Genomic DNA, 18,332 nt, shown 5'->3' with positions numbered 1-18,332 from the left:
AGTCTATGTCCAGCGCGGGTCTCGCCCGCGCGCGCCCTCGCGGGCATCGGCCAGCCGCTCGAGCAGCTCAGCGACGTCGTCCGGGCTGCGCACGCGATGCGCCGCCAGGGTCTTGCCCTGACCGACCTTGACCCCGACGTCGTCGCTGTCGAGCGTCGCGAACGCGTCTTCGTCGGTGACGTCGTCGCCGATATAGAGCACCGCAGTGGCCCCGACGTGCTGGCGGAGCCGGGTGAGCGACTCGCCCTTGTCGCTCTCGCGTACGGCGAACTCGAGCACGGCCTTGCCCGTGCGCACGGTGATGCCCACGAGCTCGGTCTCGACGTGCGTACGCGCGTCCTGTTGCAACGCCACACCGTCGGCGGTGCTCAGTTGCCGGGTGTGTAGCGCGAGTCCGGCCGGCTTGTGCTCGATCCATGCGCCGGGCGTCGCTGCGGCGACCTGTTCGACGATCTGTCCGAGGCGCTCGAGCTTCGCGAGCTCGTTCTCGCGCAGGTCGACCTGCACGCCCCCCGCGTCGAGCTGCAGCTCGACGCCGTGCGAGCCCGAGAGCAGGGTGCCCGCCGACGGATTCGCGACCTCGCTGAGGCTCTGGAGCGCCCGGCCCGACACGATCGCCACACGGGTCTCCTCGTCGGAGGCGAGTCGTTCGATCGCCGCACGGGCGCGTTCGGTCGCGCGGGCGTCCTCGGGACGGTCGACGAGTGGCGCGAGCGTGCCGTCGAAGTCGAGGGCGACGAGCAGTCGCTCGGTGCTCGCGAGCGCGACGATCGCGGCCTGCAGCGGATCGGAGATGCCCGGCGCGATCTTGCCGACGCCGGTGAGGGTCTTGAGGAAGGTCGCCGACCAGTTCGCGACGTCGTTGTCACGGACGCGCTTCCGCAAGGCCCGCATGCGTCGCGCGCGCTCGCGCGCGGGCATCTGCGTGGCCTCGATGATCGAGTCCTTCAGCCCCTCGATGTCGTGCGGGTTCACGAGGATCGCCTGTCGCAGCTCATCGGACGCCCCGGTGAACTCGCTGAGCAGCAGCACGCCGTCGGTGTCGAACCGGCATGCGACGTACTCCTTCGCGACCAGGTTCATGCCGTCGCGGAGCGCGGTCACCAGCATGACGTCGGCGGCCAGGTACAACGCGACCATCTCTTCGCGCGGGTACCCGTGGTGGAGGTAGGCCACCGCCTGGTGCCCGAGGGTCGAGTAGTCGCCGTTCAACCGGCCGACCTGGAGCTCGATCTCGTCACGCAGCTGCCGGTAGGTCTCGACGCGTTCGCGCGACGGGCTCGCGACCTGGACGAGCGTGGCGTCCTCGACCGACAGCCGTCCCTCGTGGAGCAGTTCGCCGAAGGCTTTGATGCGGTGCCGGATGCCCTTGGTGTAGTCGAGCCGGTCGACGCCCAGCATGATCGTCGCCGGGTTGCCGAGCTCCTCACGGATCTGTCTGGCGCGCTCCTGGACCTCGGGACGCCGTGCGATCTCCTCGAAGCCGGCGGCATCGATCGAGATCGGGAAGTGCCGGGCGACGACCCGTCGGACCTCGCCGTCCTCGGCCGGGACCTCGATCACGGTGCCCTTCGTCGCGTAGCCGAACAAGCGGCGCACCGCACGCGCGAAGTTGCTCGCGTCGGCCAAACGCTGGAAGCCGATCACGTCGGCACCGAGCAGGCCGTCGACGACCTGGCGGCGCCACGGCAGCTGCGAGTAGATGCCGTATGCCGGGAACGGAATGTGGTTGAAGAACCCGATGACGAGGTCGGGGCGGGACTCGCGGAGCATCCGCGGCACGAGCTGCAGCTGGTAGTCCTGCACCCAGACCACCGCACCCTCGGCAGCCGCACGAGCGGCAGCCTCGGCGAACCGCCGGTTCACGCGAACGTAGGCGTCCCACCATTCGCGGTGGAACGTCGGCGGCGCGATCACGTCGTGGTACAGCGGCCAGATGGTGTCGTTCGAGAAACCCTCGTAGTAGTCGGCGAGCTCCTGTTCCGACAGCGGCACGGGGATGATCGAGATCCCGTCGTGGTCGAACGGGTCGAACTCGCGGTCGGCCACACCCGGCCAGCCCACCCACGCGCCACCGGATGTGCGCATGACCGGTTCGAGCGCGGTGACGAGCCCGCCGGGCGAGCTGCGCCAGATCGTGTCGGCGCCGACTCCCCCTTGATAGTCGACCGGGAGGCGGTTCGAGACCACGACCATGTCGTAGGCGGCGTCGATGTAGAGCTCGTCTGATCCGGGAGATGTCGTCATGGGCGGCGGTGTCCTCCTCGCGCTCCCCTCAGGCTAACAGTCGGGATTCCGCCCACTCCGTTCGTGCCGACCTTTCACCTCGGCGCACTACACTGGCCCACCTGATGATCCGAGTCGGCATGAGCACGACCTGCGTCTACCCGCAGGGTCCCGAGCACGCGTTCCGGTTGGCGAAGCTGTCCGGCTACGACGGCGTCGAGGTGATGGTCACCCAGGAGGAGACCACACAGCAGCCCGAAGTGCTGCGCGAGCTCTCGAAGCGGTACGCGCTTCCGGTGCTGTCGATCCACGCGCCGGTGCTGCTGCTGACCCACTTCGTCTGGGGGCGCGACCCGAAGGTGAAGCTCGACCGCACGGCCGAGCTCGCGGCCGCGGTCGGCGCGGAGTCGGTCGTCGTCCATCCGCCGTTCCGCTGGCAGTCGGGCTACGCCGAGAAATTCCTCTCGATCGTGCGCGAGATCACGGAACGCCGGGGCGTCGAGATCGCGGTGGAGAACATGTTCCCCTGGCGCGCAGCGGGCAAGAATCTGAAGGCCTACTCACCCGGCTGGGATCCGCGCGTCATGGATTGCGACGCGGTGACGCTCGACTTCTCGCACGCGGCGCTCTCCGGCGTCGACAGCCTCGCGTATGCGAAGGACCTCGGGCATCGCCTGCGCCACGTCCATCTCTGCGACGGTTCGGGCGCCATCGGCGAGGGGCAGATCTTCGACGAGCACCTGCTTCCCGGTCACGGCCGGGAGCCGGTGGCCGAGGTGCTCGGGCTGCTCGCCGAGCGCGAGTGGAACGGCTCGGTCGTCGCCGAGGTCAACACCCGGAAGGCGAAGACCGAACACGACCGCATCGACCTGCTGCGGGAGACCCTCGAGTTCGCCCGTCGGCACCTCGGTCAGGCCCCCCGCCCGCGCGAGACGAGCCGTTCGCAGCGCGCGCTCGAGACGCTGCTGCCGGGCGAGGGTCGCTGAGCCCCGAGGTCAGCCCAGCGCGGCCGCGGTCAGGCCGGTCGAGCGGATGCCTCGGCGCCGCGCCACGACCGCCCAGGTGAGCAGCACGCCGGCCAGCCCGAACAGCGCCAGCACCGCCGCCGCGCCGCCGACGACCCCACCGCCGACGCCCGCCACGATGCCCTGCATGCCCTGTACCGCCCAGGTGAGCGGCAGGAACGGGCTGATCGCCTGGAACGGCGCACTCACGACCTCGATCGGGTAGAGCCCGCCCGTCGCCGCGATCTGCAGCGCGACGAGCACGAGCGAGACGAGCAGTCCCGCCCGGCCGAAGGCCGTGGTGAGGAACGCGTGCAGCGCGGTGAACACCAGCGCCATGAGCGCCGAGAACGCGAGCGTCTGCGGGAGCACCGCCCACGAGACTCCCAGCGCGGCGTGCAGCAGCGCGACCACGGCCACGGTCTGCGCGAGTGCGACGAGCGAGGCACGCACGAGCGTGCGACCGACGATGCCACCGGTCGAGGACGTACTGCGGAGCACCTCGCGCGTGATCGGGCGGAACACGAGGAACATCGCGAGCGCACCGATCCAGAGCCCGATGGGCGCGAAGAGGATGCCGATGACCTCGCCGATCGACCCGATCTCGTTCTGGCGCTCGGAGGCGACGCTCACCGGCTGCGACACCACGTCGGCCGTCTCGGCGGCGTCGATGTCGGTCAGCGCCGAGGCGCCCTCGGCGCCGCTGGTGAGGCCGTCGGCGAGCTGGGTGGTGCCGTCGGCGAGCTGCGTGGCTCCGGTCGCGGCGGCGGATGCCCCGGTCGAGAGCTGCCCGAGACCCGAGGCGAGTTCGTCCACGCCGCCGGCGAGCTGGTCGGCGCCCGCGGCGAGACCGGTCGCCCCGTCGCGGAGACCCGCGGATCCGGCGGAGATCTGTGCGGCGCCGCCGGCGGCCTCGGCGATCCCGCCCTGCAGACCATCGATCGCTGCGCGGGACTCCGCCGCGAGGGTCTGGCCGCCGGTCGAGAGCTGACCGAGTTGGCCGCGCACACCCGTGACGGCATTGGCCGCCTGCTGCAACTGCGGGAATTGCGCGGCAAGTTCCGGGTTCTCAGCGATGAACTGATCGAGGCCGGTCGCAGCCGGGCCGAGGTACTGGTCGACCTGGCTGACGCCCGCGGAGATCCCGCCCGTGTACTGGTCCCAGGCATCGGAGATCTGATCCACGCGCGCTGCGCCGGCACTGAGCTGGCCGAGGCCGGACGCGATGCCGTCGACGCCCTGCGTGTAGCCGGTCACGCCGTCGGCGAACTGGTGCACGCCGGAGGCGTACGTCGAGGCCCCGGCCGAGGCATCCGCCGCGCCCGACGCCGCCTGCGCGACGCCCGCCGACAGCTGCCCGACCCCATCGGCCAGTGTGCCGGCGCCGCTCGAGAGCTCCGTCGCGCCGCTCGCGGCGTCGCCGAGCGAGCCACCGAGGGTGGCGAGGTTGCCGTAGAAGCCCTCGAGGTACTGCGCCGTGATGGCCTGGCCGAATGTGGCGCTCATCGCGGTGCCCACCGACTGCGCGACGGCGCCCGCGAGGTAGCCGTGCGCGTCGTCGGTGCGGATCGAGAGGTCGGCCTTGGTGGGCTGGTCGCCCGACAGCGACGTGATCGACTCCGAGAACCCGGGCGGGATGGTCAGCACCGCGTACGCCTCGCCCGACTCGAGCTTCTCGGCGGCCTCGTCGTCATTCGTGATCGACCAGTCGAAACCGGCACCCCCGTCACCGGTGAGCTCGGTCACGAGCAGCCGTCCGGCGAGCACCGTCTGCTCGCTGCCGTCGGGAAGCGTCGTGGTGACCATCTGATCGTCGTTCACCACGACGGCGGGAATGGTCTCGAGGCGGTCGGCGGCGCCGCCGAGCGCGCCGGAGACGAGGCCGGCGACCGCGAGCGGCACGAGGATGACGGCCGCGAGCAGTGCGGCGAAGCGCGTGCGGCGTTGGCGGTCGGTGCGGCCGAGCAGGGATTGCAGTCGGGTGCTCATCGGTTCGTCTCCTGGAGGACGGCGCCGAGGCGGACGGTGCTGAGCCCGCGCGGCGCGAAGGGTGCGGCGTCATGCCCGGGCGCGACCCCGGCGATGACGGTGGTGGCGGCCGGAACGAGCCGGGCCGCGGCCGACCAGAACCGGGCGCCGTCGGCGCCGGTCTCGTCGTCGAGGTCGATCACGACCGCGTCGGGTCGTTCGGCGAGCGCGGCGGTCAGCGCGATCAGCGCACGGTCGACCGCGCCGAGCGCGGCGACGCTCGTGTGACGATCGATGCCGGCCGCTCCGGGGCCGCGCGCCTCGGTGAGGCGCTCGAGCCAGCCGTCGACTGCCGCGGTCGAGGGCGTGAGCCGGTACCACGGCCTCGTCGCGTCGAGCCGGGAGGCGATCAGGTCCGCCACGCTTCGCGTGGCGTCGGTGTCGAGCTCGGCGATCGCGACGCGGCGGAGCACGGCGGATGCCCCGGTGGGAAGCGGTTCGCCGAGCACCGCGACCCGGCCGTCGACCGGCGCGAGGCGGCCGGCGAGCGCGGCGGCCACGATCCGGCGATCGACCGGCTCGCCGGAGACGAGCAGCAGCCCTCCGGTCGGCGCCTCGACGTCGACCGGGCCGATCGGGCGGTCCGGCAGGCCGAAGACGGCGTCCTCGGCGAGCACGGCCGCTCGTCGGGATGCCGCCCACGCCGCCTGGTCGAGGTGCGTCCTGAGGCCCTCGCCCTCGATGTCGACGTCGGGCAGCGCGCGGGCGAGCCACGTCGGCAACCACCAGGCGCCGCGGCCGGCGAGGGCCATCGCGGCCGGCACGAGGGTCATCCGCACGAGGAACGCATCGAAGGCGACCCCGACGGCCAGCGCGAAGGCGATGCCCTTGATCACGCCGGAGCCCTCGGGCACGAAGGCGAAGAAGACGAAGAACATGATGAGCGCGGCGGCCGTGACGACGCGGGCCGCGTGCTGGAAGCCGTGCACGATCGAGGTACGCGGGTCCTTGGTCTTCACGTACTCCTCGCGCATGCCCGACACGAGGAACACCTCGTAGTCCATGGCGAGCCCGAAGAGCACCGCCATGAGCAGGATGGGCAGGAAGCTGAGGATGGGGCCCGGCTCGATGTGGAACAGCTCGGCCGCCCAGCCCCACTGGAAGACCGCGACGGTCACCCCGATCGCGCCGAACGCCGAGAGCAGGAAGCCGAGTGCGGCCTTGACCGGCACGAACAGCGACCTGAAGACGATGAGCAGCAGCACGATCGAGAGGCCGACGACGATGAGCGCGAACGGGATGAGCGCATCGTTCAGTCGTTGCGAGATGTCGATCGAGACGGCCGTGTAGCCCGTGACCGCGATGGGTGTGCCGAAGTCGGCGGTGATCGAGGGCTCCAGGTCGCGGATCTCCTGCACCACGTGCTTGGTCTCGGGGTCGTCGGGCGCACTCTCGGGGATGACCTGGATGATCGCCGTGTCGACCGTCTCGTTCGGCATGCCCTGACCGACGTAGTCGACGCCGTCGACCTCCGCGAGGCGCGCGCCGATCGCGTCCAGGTCGTCGAAGATGTCGGTGGTCTGGGTGATGTCGACCGTGACGATGAGCGGCCCGTTGGCGCCGGGGCCGAACCCGTCGGCGATCATGTCGTAGGCCTCGCGCTGGCTCGAGCCCGGTTCGCCGTTGCCCGCGGGCAGATTCAGGTCGAGGCTCGCGGCGGGGATGGCGGCGGCGCCGAGCAGCCCGACGACCAGCACCACGAACACGATCGGCGCCTTCAGCACCGTGTCGACCCAGCGGCGGCCCATCGTGCGCTTTCCGCCCTCGTCGCCGGCGAGCGCCCGTCGCGCCGCGCGGCTGCCGGGCTTCGGCACGAGCCGGTGGCCGAGCAGTCCGAGCAGCGCCGGCAGGAGCGTGACGGCGCCGGCGACCGCGATGAAGACCGCGAACGCCGCGGCGACGCCCATGACGCTGAGGAACGGGATGCCGACCACGAGGAGCCCCAGGAGCGCGATGATGACCGTGAGGCCCGCGAACACGACCGCACCGCCCGCGGTCGCGACCGCCTCGGACGCACTGTGCTCGGGATCCTCGCCCCGGGCGAGCTGGGTGCGGTGCCGCGAGAGGATGAACAGCGCGTAGTCGATGCCGACCGCCAGCCCGATCATCACCGCGAGCATCGGCGCGGTGCTCGACACGGTCGTGAAGGCCGAGACGATCGTGATGCCGCCGAAGGCGGCGCCCACGCCCACGAGCGCGGTGAGCAGCGGCATGCCCGCCGCGACGAGCGATCCGAACGTGATGAAGAGCACGACGCCGGCGAAGAGCACGCCAAGCGCCTCGGTGATCGTGAGCCCGAACGTCGTCTCCTCGAACACCTCACCGCCGAAGGCCACCTCGAGCCCGGCGTCCCGGCCGATCTCGCCCGTGGCGACGACCGCATCCAAGGAGTCCTGCGAGACATCCGTCGTCTGACCGTCGAACTGGACCTGGATGTAGGCGGTGCGCTCGTCGCCGGAGATCTGGTCGCCCGCGTACTCGTCGAACGGGCCGAGCACGCTGGCGACGCCGTCGACGTCTTCGAGCTCGGCTTCCATGGCCTCGATCGCCGAGCGGGCGGAGGCGTCTTCGACCGAGTCGCCGTCGGGCACCTCGAGCACGGCCTTCGCCGACGCTCCCGCGGTCTGCGGGAACACGGCCGCGAGCTGGTCGATCGCGGTCTGCGACTCGGTGCCGGGAATCGAGTACGACTCCTGCAGCTGACCGCCGAGACCGATGCCCGCGCCGAGCAGCGCGGCGAGCGCCACGCCCCAGGCGGCGAGGACGAGCCAGGCGCGGCGGTAGGCGAAGCGTCCGATGCGGTGGAGGAGGAGGGCCACGGGCGTTGCAGTCTTTCTCGGTCAGCGGCCGTCGGCCGGCAGCAGCAGTTCGGAGAGCACGGTGACGAGCGCCTCGCGGACCTCGTCGTCGGGGTGACGCTGCTCGTCCTCGAGGATCGTCTCGTCGGCGACGAGGGCGTAGGTCGCGCCGGCGAGCGCGACGCCGAAGCGCATCTGCTCGGCGAGCGGCGCATCGGCGTCGCAGATGGAGTCGGCGAGCCCGCGGATCACGGTGTTCGCGCGTTCGATGACCGGGATGTCCCGCAGGAACTGGCCCTGGTTCACGAAGGTGTGCACGGCCAGCCGGTTGCCGAGCAGGAAGTCGACGAACTCCCGGATGAACACGCGGCGTGCGTCGAGCGTGCGGCCGGCGTCGACGAAGTCCCGGAGCAGACGCTCGAGCAGGTCGATGGCCGGCCCGATCGCGGCCTCGAGCAGCGCCTCTTTGGAGGCGTAGTGGTACAGCACACTCGACTTCGAGTACCCGGCGCGGTCGGCGATCTGCTGCAGCGAGCTCGCCGCGAAACCGACCGTCGCGAACTGCTCGAGGGCGACCTGTTTGAGCTCGTCGGCGGCGCGCACGCGGGACGTCGGCTGAGGGTCTGTGGGCATGGAAACACGCTAATTGACCGATCGGTCAGTCCCTGTCCGATCGGTCAGATTCCCGGCGGACTCCCAGCGCGGTCGAGAACGGGCGATAGCGTGGTCGTATGCGCAAGTACCTGTTCAGCGGGGCCGTCGTCAGTGCGATCTTCAGCGGCATCGGCGTGGTCCGAGCCACCTTCGCCGGGCCACGCGACTGGCGCCTGCTGCTCATGTGGATCTCGTGGGCCGCGAGCCTCGCGATCGCGATCGGCACCGTGGCCGACGAGTCGGAGCGCGCGAAGCTGCTCGACTGACGACGACGCGGAACGGCACCGCGTCGGTCGGCGCGGCGTGTCCAGCCGGGAGATCTCCCACTCGTCCACCAGACTGTGGTACAAGCTCCCCACCCGACCCGCCGAACTGAGAGGGGCCGCCGATGTTCCGCCGCTGGCGCCGCCGCGCACGGCTCGAAGCCGAAGCCACCCCGATCGCCGCCACGGCCGCACCTCGACCATCGGCGGCAGACCTTCGCGGTGAGCACATCTTCGAGCTGGTCAACACCAAACTCGCCGAGTTCATCGGCGCCAACGGGCAATGGGCGCTCGTGCGCCGCACGCCCGAAGACACCGACATGATCTTCGACGCCGTCGTCACCCACCAGATCGCCTCGGAGGTCACCCGCACGATCCTCGACGAGCGTGAAACCGTCGCGGTCGTGGTCCCCGAGGGCGAAGACACCATGGCACTGAGCTGGAACCCCTCGCCGCTCGTGCTGTGGGCGGAGCCCGTGGTCGAGCCCGTGCACGACGAGCCGGCGTCCGCCGAGACGACCGACCAGCCCGAGGCATCCGTCGACGCGACCGACGCCTCGCACGACGAGCCCGCGAAGCTCGACGCCGCCGCCTGACCCGGCGCACCGCGCTCCAAAGTCGGCGCCGGTTCTTTGTAGGGCGACCTCGCGCGCACGCCGGCCGGTCCTTCCTAGCGTGAGCTTCATGACGACTGCCCCCACGCCCAGCCGCGCCGCGCCGAAGTCCACCGCACGCGACCTCGCCCAGATCGCGGTGTTCGCCGCGCTCATCGCCGGCCTCACCCTGCCCGGAGCAATCCCAGTCGGCTTCGGCGTGCCGATCACCCTGCAGACCCTCGGCGTCATGCTCGCGGGCGTCATGCTCGGGGCGCGCAAGGGCTCGCTCGCCGTCATCGTGTATGCCGCGCTCGGCCTCGCCGGACTTCCGATCCTCGCGGGCGGCGCCGCCGGTCTCGGCGTGCTCGCGGGCCCGTCGGGCGGGTTCCTCATCGGATTCATCCCCGGCGCGTTCGTCATCGGCTGGATCGCCGAGCGCTTCGCGCCGCGGCTGAAGTTCTGGCCGCTGCTCGTCGCGAGTGTCGTGGGCGGCATCGTGGTGGTGTACCTCGTCGGCGTGCCCTGGCTCGCGGTGGTCACCGGACTGCCGCTCCATCAGGCGTTCCTGGCGGGCGCCGTGCCGTTCCTGCCCGGCGATGTCGTCAAGGCGGTCATCGCGGCCGGCGTCGCAGCCGGCGTGCACCGCGCATGGCCCGGCCTGATCGTGCCGCGCGAGTGGCCGTGGCGTCGCCGCAGCGCCGACGAGGCCGCGCCGGCTGCCCGCTGATGCCCGAGATCGTCTTCGACCGGGTCTCGCACCGGTACGACGACCAGCCGGTGCTGCACGAGGTGTCATTGAGCCTCACCGAGCCGCGTATCGGTGTGATCGGCGCGAACGGCTCGGGCAAGTCGACGCTCGCGCGACTCGTGAACGGGCTCATCTCGCCCACGTCGGGCCGGGTGCTGGTGGACGGGCTCGACGTCGCGCGGCAGGGCCGCGAGGTGCGGCGCCGCGTCGGGTTCGTGTTCACCAATCCCGATCACCAGATCGTCATGCCGACGGTGCGCGAGGACGTCGCGTTCTCGCTGCGGCGGCTCAAGCTGAGTGCGGCGGATGCCTCGGCCCGGGTCGACGGCGCGCTCGCGCGGTTCGGGCTGACCGAGCTCGCCGACCGGCCGGCGCACCGGTTGTCGGGCGGGCAGAAGCAGCTGCTCGCGCTCGCGGCCGTGCTCGTCGCCGAGCCGGCGATCGTCGTCGCCGACGAGCCGACCACGCTGCTCGACGCACGCAACTCGCTGCTCGTGGAGCGGCACTTCGCCCAGCTGGATCAGCAGCTCATCCTCGTCACGCACCGGCTCGAGTCGGTCGAGTCGTTCGACCGCGTGCTCGTGGTCGACGAGGGTCGCGTCGTCGCCGACGGCCCACCGGCCGCGTCGCTCGAGGCGTACCGGGCACTCGTGGGATGAGGCATCCGTCATGATCGGGCTGTACTCCCCCGGCGATTCGATGCTGCACCGCCTGCCCGCGGGCTGGAAGCTCGCGGGCCTCGCGATCGCGGTGATCGCCGTCGCGCTGCTGCCGTCGTGGCCGTGGATGCTGGGGGCTGCGGCTGTGACCGCGGTGCTGTTCGCGATCGCGGGGATCCGGCCGCGCGCCGTGCTCGCTCAACTCGCACCCATCGTGGTGATCGTCGCGTTCGCCGGCGCGCTGAACTGGTTCTTCCAGGGCTGGGAGGCGGCCCTGATGCTCGCGCTGCGCGTGCTCGTCTGCGTCGCCTTGGCCGCCCTCGTGACCCTCACGACCCGCGTCGGCGACATCCTCGACGCCATGCGCGCCGCGCTCCGCCCGTTCGGCCGGCGCATCGACGCCGACCGGGTCGGGCTCGTGCTGGCGCTCACGATCCGCGCCGTGCCGCTCATGCAGGAGCTCGTCCGTGCCGTCCTGGAGGCGCGCAAGGCGCGCGGCGCCGAAGGGTCGCTGCGCGCGATCGCCGTCCCCGTGGTCGTGCGCGCCCTGCAGACCGCCGACGCCATGGGCGAGGCCCTCGCCGCCCGCGGCGTCGACGACTGAGCATCCGGTCGACGAAGGACCGCGCTGAAATGCGAAGCCCCGCGTCGTAGACGCGGGGCTGCTGGTGCACCCCCAGGGACTTGAACCCTGAACCCACTGATTAAGAGTCAGTTGCTCTGCCGATTGAGCTAGAGGTGCATCGGCCCGGGATTTCATTGCCCCGGGCCGGGGATCAACGTTACCAGCCGATCTCCGAATGTGCCAATCGGTCGGGCGTCGGCCACGAGGCATCCGCTCGGGCGGTGTCGCCGCCTGCTGACGCGCCAGGACGCGCACGAACCCGGCCGATGCGGTGGGGCATCGGCCGGGCCCGTACCCGACAGGTCGCCACTGCGCGAACCGACCTCTCGGGGGCTGGGGTGGGTCGGCGCTGGTCGGGCAGATCGGGGAGGAACGGGCCTGCCCGCCAGGCCCGCCCCTCCCCGACCTATTCGAGGGTCCCCATGTATCAGGGGGCGAGGACCCCCGGCGAGGTCACCGATTCCGCCGTCCCGTTCAGGTCGGTGTATCCGACCGTCACGGTGATCGTGGCTCCCGAGTCCGCGGCGCCAGGCGTATAGGTGTTCCCCGTGGCTCCATCGATCGCGACCCCGTTGCGGAACCACTGGTAGGTGAATCCGGGATCGTCCTCGTTGAAGCCATCACCATCCGTCGGTGGCGTCACGGTCAGCAGACCGCTCGGCGAGACGATGATGGTCGGTGCGGTCGGGACGTCGTTGACGTTCGCGACCACATTCGGTGCGGGAGCGGAGGCCGCGACCCGTGCGATGCCGCTGGCGTCGAGGTACGACACCGTGACCCTCAGGAACTGCCCGACGGCGGTGTCGCCGGGTGTGAAGGTCGTCGGGCTCGCGGGCTGACCGGCATTGACCGTGACCAGTGCCAGCTGCTCCCACTCGGTGATGGTGTTGGCATCCTCGCCTTCCCCGCCCCACCACGTGTACTGCACGTTGGTGAATCCGGTGGTGTCGATCGCGTTGCCATCGAGATCCGTGATGGTCGCCGTGATGGGCGAGTCCTCCACGGGGCTCTCCGTGTCGAGCAGCACCTGAGCACTGGCCTCGCAGGCCTCCCAGGCGGTGCCCGCTTCGTTCAGCATGGCGCAGCCATCCGTGAACTGGAGCACCTCGAAGCCGCGGATCACGTCGGTACCGTCGCTCTCCTCAGCCTCCTGCACCTGGGTGTGCTCGACCCGCCAGTACCCGTCGGGCAGCTGGCTGATCGTGTACGAGGCGAAGGAGTTCCGGTAGAACGCGGTGTCGACCGCGGTGGCGGCGTTCGGGTCCATCACGATCTCGCGGACGATATCGAGCTGACCCGGGTTGACGTCCCCGCGGAACACCGCCGCCTGCACCTGGGCTGCGCTGTCGTAGCGCGTGCCCGTCTCGGTGTCGACGAGCTGCACCCGGAGGAACGCGTCACCGTCGAGGTAGTCGTTGCCGCCGCGTCCCTCGATCAGGTCGGAGCCTGCGCCGCCGACCATGATCTTGTGGACGCCGTCGGTGTCGGACTCCGGCGTGCCCCGCAGGAGCGGTGCCGCGTAGTCGTACGGTGCGCCGGCCGGTCGCAGCAGCTCCTCGAGCCCATCGATCAGGTCGAGGCTCTCCTGCGTGGCCTTGTGCAACGGGATCTCGTTCTCGGCGATGTCATCCGGTGCGACCAGCGGCCCACGGAGGGTGTCGTTGCCGGCACCGCCCGAGAGGGCCTCGAGCTGGTCGAACCGGCTCGGCAGCGGGTTGTTCGGCTGCGTGACCCGAGTCATCGACATGTCGGCGGTCACGTTCAACGACTCGCCGTAATAGGTGAGCCAGTCGAACCCGAGGTTGCCGAGATGACGATCGGTGCCGACGGCCTTGCCGACGAGGATGTCGTCGCCGCCTTCACCCTCGATGTCGTCGTTGCCGAGACCGCCGATCACGACGTCGGCGCCGCCCAGAACGTCGTTCTGGAACTGGTCGGCGTTGTCGCCCTGCAGCAGGTCGGCGTGGGACGAACCCTCGACCCAGTCGTCGTGCTCGCCGCCGAAGACCGTCAGCCGGCCGGAGGTGCCCAGGACCACATCGTTCCCGAGTCCGGAGAAGATGGTCTTGAAGTCACCGCCGCCCATGATGAAGTCGTCGCCGAGCCCGCCGAGCGTCAGGTCGATACCCGGACCGGAGTTGATCGCGTCGTTGCCCTGCTTTCCCTTGATGTTGTCGTCGCCGAACGAGTCGGTGATGATGTCGTCGCCCTTGCCGCCGACGAGCGCGTCGTTGCCGGCGCCGCCCTCGATGACATCGTCGCCGTCGTAGCCCCAGAGCGCGTCGTCGCCCTCGTCACCTCGGATGCGGTCGGCATTCGCGGTTCCGTGGAGTTCGACGTGCTCGTCGCCGTCCCAGCGCCAAGTGCCATTCGGCTCCTGGATGAGCCCCGCGGGACGCGGGTTCGGCAGGTTCTCGAGGTCGAGGATCGGGTCGTGCAGCGCGAAGACGTCGGCCGGAAGGTTCGACGCATCCGTGTTGCGCTGGATGATGTCCGCGAAGGTGTTGCCCTCGAGAGCGGCGAACAGCTGCTGGCCCTGGTTCCGGAACAGATAGTAGAACCGGTCACCGAACTGCAGCGCCTCCAACTGGGCTTCGAACACGAAGTTGAACGTCGAGCCGAGCATGCCGCCGAACGGGTTGAGCCGCTCCGCGAGTCCGCCCATCCAGAAGTCCACCGTGTCGAGACCCGTGGTGGTCTTGCCCTCCGCGTCGTTCGCCCAGGCGCCCGTGCTCTGCATGAAGGCCAGGCGGTCCTCAGGCGGGTCGAGCGGCTCGGGCGTGAACTCGGCGAGCTGCGTGTGCACCACCTGCGGCACCGACGGGAAGTCGCCGAGCACGTGGATGCGCGAGGGCTGGAGCCGTGCGATCTCGTCGAGCACCGCCTGCGACGCGCCCGCCGGGTTCACCAGCAGCAGCGGCGAGCCCTTGAGCCCGGCGGCGACGCCGCCGGCCAGCGCGTCGGGGAAGTTGTACCCCGTCGCGATGAACAGCTCTTCGGCCCCGTCGGGGAAGTACGTCTCGCTGATCTGCACAGCCGTCTCGATGCGGTCGGCACCGGCGATCCGGTCGATCGACGGGGCGAAGTTCGACAGCGCGGAGTACACGCTCGCCCCCACGGTCGGCAGACCACCGAGCACGACGATCTCGTCGGGTTCGAGGCGTTCGAGCTCGGCAGCGGTCTGCGCCGGGATCGACGTGGGCGTGACGAGCAGCACGGGCGAACCGTCCCGCGCCGCGACCGCGGAGCCCGCGAGCGCGTCGGGGAAGTTGTACCCGTTCGTCACGAACACCCGGTTGACGCCAGGCGCAGCGAACTCCTCGCTGATCATGGCCGCCGTCTCGAACCGGTCGATGCCGCCGATGCGGTCGACCACCCCGCTCGTCGCGTAGGCCTCGAGTCGCGTCTTCTGCGCCTCGCTCACGGCCTTCGCGTCACCGAGGATCACGATGCGCTCGGGCTTCAGTCGAGCGAGCTCGACCGCGGTCGCGCTCGGGATCTCGGCTCCGAGGGTGTTCGTCGTCAGCAGGATGGGCCCACCCTGCGCCGCCGCAGCGGCGCCGCCCGCGAGGGCGTCCGGGAAGTTGTGCCCGTTCGTCAGGTACGCGACCGGCACGCCCGGGGTCGGGAATGCGCGCTGCGAGACCTTCGCCGCGGTGTCGAACCGGTCGATGCCGGCGTACTGCAGGATGAACTCCTCGCCCAGCGGCGCACCGTTCACGAGCAGCGCTGCCGCCTCCCGCTTCGCCTCCATCGTGGTCGCGTCGACCACGGTCGGGTGCGTGCCGTACGCCGCCACGAAGTTGACCAGCGACGCGTTCGAACCGCCACGACCGAAGTTGTTGCCGTTCTTGATGTTCTGGCCGAAGTCGAACCAGCTCGCGTATGGACGCAGGGCCGGTTCGTTCGACGCCTCGAAGAACGTGCGACGTGCCTCCTGCAGCGGCGGGACACCGACGTCACGGGCCCGGAGGAGGTTGATCGTCGCAAGGTCGAGCGGCAGCCCGAGCAGCTGGTTGCGCAGCGTGTCCACGACGTGCTCGTCGATCTGGCTGCCCACCTCGGCGGTCATGCCGTTGATCAGCGAGCCTGCGGCCTCTTCGGGTGTGAGGTCGCCGCCGAGATCGTAGGCGTCGGGATTCAAGAAGCCGTCGAACAACGGCACGGGTTCGAACTCCTGTGTGCCGCCTTCGACCGCCGCACGGCCGATGCTGTCGGTCATCATCGAGTGGCCGAACCGGTACACGACGTGCGCGAACTCCGCGAAGATCGCGGGGTCGATGCCGGCGTTGTAGCTGTTCTCGTTGAAGACGACCTCATCGATCGACGGGGCCACCTTGCGGCCGAACTCCTCGAACACGAGGTGCTGGTACTGCATCTCGGTCGCGAACTTCGCCGCCTGGAAGAGGCGCTCCTCGTACGTCCAGTCGTCCGCCTCCGGCTGCGGCAGCTCCTGCCCGGCTTTGAGCGACGGGAACGCGTGGGCCTCACCGCGGAACGCCTTGGCGAACTCCTCGATGTTCCCGCTCTCGAGCTCGGGGCGCTCACCGTTCAGCACGGATTCGATCTGACCGATCATCCGGTTGTGCTCCGAGTGGAACACGTGGTGCACCGCCGTGAGGCCGATGTTCTCGTTGACGCGGCCGTCGCCGGCGATGAAGTGCCGGCCGAGCGCGACGTTGTCGTAGCCCGACAGGATCGGCTCGCCCGTCTCCGGGTCGAGCACCGGCTCGCCGTTCTCGTCGTACCGGGGCAGCAGCTGCCCGTTCGGGCCGACGACGGGCGTCGCGCCGTGCGCGATGTCCTCGAGGAAGGCGTGCCCGGTTCCGAGCGCGTCCTCCGTCGAGATCGGTGCGTCCGTGTCGCCTTCGACGAACGCCACGCCGCCCTCGACGGTCTCGTCGGCGACCGCGAGCTGCGGAAGCCCGCGCTCCGGGCCCGGCACGAAGTGCCCGTACTGGTCGGTGCGCAGCAGCGGCACGTCGAGGAGGTCCGCGTCGGTGAGCTCGATGCCGAGCACCTCGTTCGCCTGCGCCTTCACGCCGTTCCAGGTCGCGAGACCACCCTGGGCGCCCTCGAGCAGGTGACCCGTGTTCCTCGCGTCCGCCGTGTACTCACGCAGGAACACCTGGTGCGACGGGTGCGACGAGTAGGTCTGGTTCTGGTCGATGTACGGCGTCGTGAGGTTGATGTGCTCGGTCGTCGGGTTGCCCGCCTCGTCTTCGATGCGCGTCGCCCGGGTGAGCGTCAGGAAGTTCGTCCGCGAGCCCGCGACGTACAGCGGGTCGTCGGGCTGCAGCGGCACGATGAGCGAGCCGTTGCCGCCCTTCTTGACGAGGTCGAGCCCGTGGTCGAAGAACTGGCCGAAGAAGCCCATGAACGTGTTGAACGGCGCCGACAGTTCCTCGTCGGGCGCGGTGTTCGGGATCACGACCCGGTCGGTGCCTGGCACGCGCGTCGCCGTGCCGGCGTCGAGCTGGTTCAGGATCGCGGGGTTGTTGATCGTCTGGTCGACGATCAGGTTCGAGATCGTGCGGGGGTCGGCGTCGTAGACGATGCCGTCGGTCTGCGCGTAGCAGGTGTTCCCCGGCTCGCACATCTCGACGACCGCAGGCGGGTTGCCCGGAGGGCCCGTCGGCGGCGTGGTGCCCGGGAAGGGCGGGTTCGGGTCGGCCTGGCGCCACTCGGGCTCGAGCAGGCGCGGGAACGCCCGGTCGGCGGAGCCGTATTCGGCTTGACCGGCCACCAGGTTGTTCTCGGTCCCGTCGACCGTCCGGACGCCGAGCGTGCGGGCGTCGCCGGTGACGCACTTGCCGCTCGAGTCCTCGTCGTTCGCGCAGCGCAGCGGGTTGCCCGCCGCGTGCGACTCCGAGATCTGCATCTGGCGGAGCAGGAACTCGAGGTCGTTCTGCGTGAGGACGAATGACGGATCTTCGTCGGTGGCCGCCTGTGCGGCCGACACCGGCTGCAGGGCCAGCATCGTGACCACGAGCATGACTGCCGTGACCATGGCGAGGAGCAGACGCGCGAAGCGTCCTGGTTCTGAATGTTCGAACGACGCGCGGGCGCGCGTCGGCGCAGTGGGTTTCATTGCCGTGCCTCCGGGTTCGGCTGGGTACCGATGAGGTGTGAGGCGACGGAGGCGCGACGGGTATCGCAGCTCCGATGAGGATTCGTCGGGTAGTGCGTCCCCATCGAGCATAGTTTTGGGCGCGAAAAAGCTGAGCGTCAATCATTGAAGCGTGAATCACCCTCGTTTTGGGGGACAAGGGACCCCGATCAGGACGCCTCTGCAGCGAGGCGGATCAGTTCGTCGGCGGCCCGCGCGGAGCGGACCCGGTGATGAGACGGATGTCTCGGCGGCGCGCCGCCGCAACGCCCGTGCGTCGTGCAGTGACCTGCCGGGCGACGCCGGCATGCAGGGCCACCGCGTCGTCGCCGTCGTCGAGACCACCCTCGGCCGGCGACGCGTCATGCAGCGCACGATCCCCCGGCTCAGGCGGAATCTCGCCGGGAATCCAGGATTGACCGGCGACCGCGAGCGCCTCGACCGGCGCCGTCGGCGCGACGGCGACGGCGAGCGCGATCAGCGCGACCAGGGATGCCGTCGCGAGCGCAACGAAGGTGCGCGCCGTGGCGCGCACGAATCGCTCGGGTCGGATCCTCACCGCTGAGGCCTCTCTCGGCCGGGTATGCCGTCGGGGTGTGCTGAGTGACGCTCACCGTACACC

12 protein-coding genes and 1 tRNA gene are annotated in these 18,332 nt (G+C 70.4%); 6 read left to right on the top strand and 7 right to left on the bottom strand.

The features are described from left to right. Positions 1 to 3 precede the first annotated feature (3 nt). A complete protein-coding gene (locus QU602_RS06560) occupies positions 4 to 2,247 on the bottom strand; it encodes a bifunctional alpha,alpha-trehalose-phosphate synthase (UDP-forming)/trehalose-phosphatase (RefSeq protein ID WP_308799441.1) in 2,244 nt (747 codons plus the stop codon). Positions 2,248 to 2,366: 119 nt separating this feature from the next. Between QU602_RS06560 and QU602_RS06555 the strand changes: the two genes are divergently transcribed. Next, positions 2,367 to 3,212 carry a sugar phosphate isomerase/epimerase family protein gene (locus QU602_RS06555; RefSeq protein WP_308799440.1) on the top strand — a complete coding sequence of 282 codons (846 nt, stop codon included), beginning with the start codon at positions 2,367 to 2,369 and terminating at the stop codon, positions 3,210 to 3,212. 9 nt (positions 3,213 to 3,221) lie between these two features. Here QU602_RS06555 and QU602_RS06550 read toward each other — a convergent pair whose 3' ends face one another. The 3 genes from QU602_RS06550 to QU602_RS06540 are packed head-to-tail and all read right to left on the bottom strand — an operon-like array spanning position 3,222 to position 8,689. Continuing rightward, positions 3,222 to 5,219, bottom strand: coding sequence for a YhgE/Pip domain-containing protein (locus QU602_RS06550; protein WP_308799439.1), 1,998 nt, complete (start codon positions 5,217 to 5,219; stop codon positions 3,222 to 3,224). Beyond that, a complete protein-coding gene (locus QU602_RS06545) occupies positions 5,216 to 8,077 on the bottom strand; it encodes an MMPL family transporter (RefSeq protein WP_308799438.1) in 2,862 nt (953 codons plus the stop codon). The genes QU602_RS06550 and QU602_RS06545 overlap by 4 nt, the downstream gene beginning before the upstream one ends. A 21-nt stretch (positions 8,078 to 8,098) precedes the next feature. Continuing rightward, positions 8,099 to 8,689 carry a TetR/AcrR family transcriptional regulator gene (locus QU602_RS06540; RefSeq protein ID WP_308799437.1) on the bottom strand — a complete coding sequence of 197 codons (591 nt, stop codon included), beginning with the start codon at positions 8,687 to 8,689 and terminating at the stop codon, positions 8,099 to 8,101. 98 nt (positions 8,690 to 8,787) lie between these two features. Between QU602_RS06540 and QU602_RS06535 the strand changes: the two genes are divergently transcribed. From QU602_RS06535 to QU602_RS06515, 5 genes are all read left to right on the top strand, one after another. Continuing rightward, on the top strand, positions 8,788 to 8,976 hold the full coding sequence (locus tag QU602_RS06535) for a hypothetical protein (RefSeq protein WP_308799436.1): 189 nt from the start codon (positions 8,788 to 8,790) through the stop codon (positions 8,974 to 8,976). Between the two features lie 122 nt (positions 8,977 to 9,098). Continuing rightward, positions 9,099 to 9,569, top strand: coding sequence for a hypothetical protein (locus tag QU602_RS06530; RefSeq protein WP_308799435.1), 471 nt, complete (start codon positions 9,099 to 9,101; stop codon positions 9,567 to 9,569). An 88-nt stretch (positions 9,570 to 9,657) separates the two neighbouring features. Continuing rightward, entirely contained in the window at positions 9,658 to 10,296 is a 639-nt protein-coding gene (locus QU602_RS06525; protein WP_308799434.1) for a biotin transporter BioY, read from the top strand. Then, complete coding sequence (locus tag QU602_RS06520; protein ID WP_308799433.1) at positions 10,296 to 10,976, top strand: energy-coupling factor ABC transporter ATP-binding protein; 681 nt, start codon at positions 10,296 to 10,298, stop codon at positions 10,974 to 10,976. The genes QU602_RS06525 and QU602_RS06520 overlap by 1 nt, the downstream gene beginning before the upstream one ends. Positions 10,977 to 10,986: 10 nt before the next feature. Then, complete coding sequence (locus QU602_RS06515; RefSeq protein WP_308799432.1) at positions 10,987 to 11,580, top strand: energy-coupling factor transporter transmembrane component T family protein; 594 nt, start codon at positions 10,987 to 10,989, stop codon at positions 11,578 to 11,580. Positions 11,581 to 11,642: 62 nt separating this feature from the next. Here the strand turns inward: QU602_RS06515 and QU602_RS06510 are convergent. The 3 genes from QU602_RS06510 to QU602_RS06500 all read right to left on the bottom strand — a co-directional run bounded on the left by QU602_RS06510 (position 11,643) and on the right by QU602_RS06500 (position 18,269). Then, a tRNA-Lys gene (locus QU602_RS06510) sits at positions 11,643 to 11,718 on the bottom strand. Positions 11,719 to 12,028: 310 nt separating this feature from the next. After that, a complete protein-coding gene (locus QU602_RS06505; protein ID WP_308799431.1) occupies positions 12,029 to 17,611 on the bottom strand; it encodes a peroxidase family protein in 5,583 nt (1,860 codons plus the stop codon). Between the two features lie 295 nt (positions 17,612 to 17,906). Beyond that, positions 17,907 to 18,269: a hypothetical protein gene (locus QU602_RS06500; RefSeq protein ID WP_308799429.1), complete on the bottom strand. Its 363-nt coding sequence runs from the start codon at positions 18,267 to 18,269 to the stop codon at positions 17,907 to 17,909. Positions 18,270 to 18,332 lie beyond the last annotated feature (63 nt).

It is taken from the genome of Agromyces protaetiae, from assembly GCF_030866785.1.
Lineage (GTDB): Bacteria > Actinomycetota > Actinomycetes > Actinomycetales > Microbacteriaceae > Agromyces > Agromyces silvae.
This window is presented reverse-complemented; position numbering and strand designations above follow the sequence as displayed.

Coding starts and splice junctions, on each gene's coding strand:
- QU602_RS06560 (WP_308799441.1), bottom strand. CDS start 2,247: ATGACGACATCTCCCGGATCAGACGAGCTCTACATCGACGCCGCCTAC.
- QU602_RS06535 (WP_308799436.1), top strand. CDS start 8,788: ATGCGCAAGTACCTGTTCAGCGGGGCCGTCGTCAGTGCGATCTTCAGC.
- QU602_RS06555 (WP_308799440.1), top strand. CDS start 2,367: ATGAGCACGACCTGCGTCTACCCGCAGGGTCCCGAGCACGCGTTCCGG.
- QU602_RS06520 (WP_308799433.1), top strand. CDS start 10,296: ATGCCCGAGATCGTCTTCGACCGGGTCTCGCACCGGTACGACGACCAG.
- QU602_RS06505 (WP_308799431.1), bottom strand. CDS start 17,611: ATGGTCACGGCAGTCATGCTCGTGGTCACGATGCTGGCCCTGCAGCCG.
- QU602_RS06515 (WP_308799432.1), top strand. CDS start 10,987: ATGATCGGGCTGTACTCCCCCGGCGATTCGATGCTGCACCGCCTGCCC.
- QU602_RS06530 (WP_308799435.1), top strand. CDS start 9,099: ATGTTCCGCCGCTGGCGCCGCCGCGCACGGCTCGAAGCCGAAGCCACC.
- QU602_RS06540 (WP_308799437.1), bottom strand. CDS start 8,689: ATGCCCACAGACCCTCAGCCGACGTCCCGCGTGCGCGCCGCCGACGAG.
- QU602_RS06525 (WP_308799434.1), top strand. CDS start 9,658: ATGACGACTGCCCCCACGCCCAGCCGCGCCGCGCCGAAGTCCACCGCA.
- QU602_RS06550 (WP_308799439.1), bottom strand. CDS start 5,219: ATGAGCACCCGACTGCAATCCCTGCTCGGCCGCACCGACCGCCAACGC.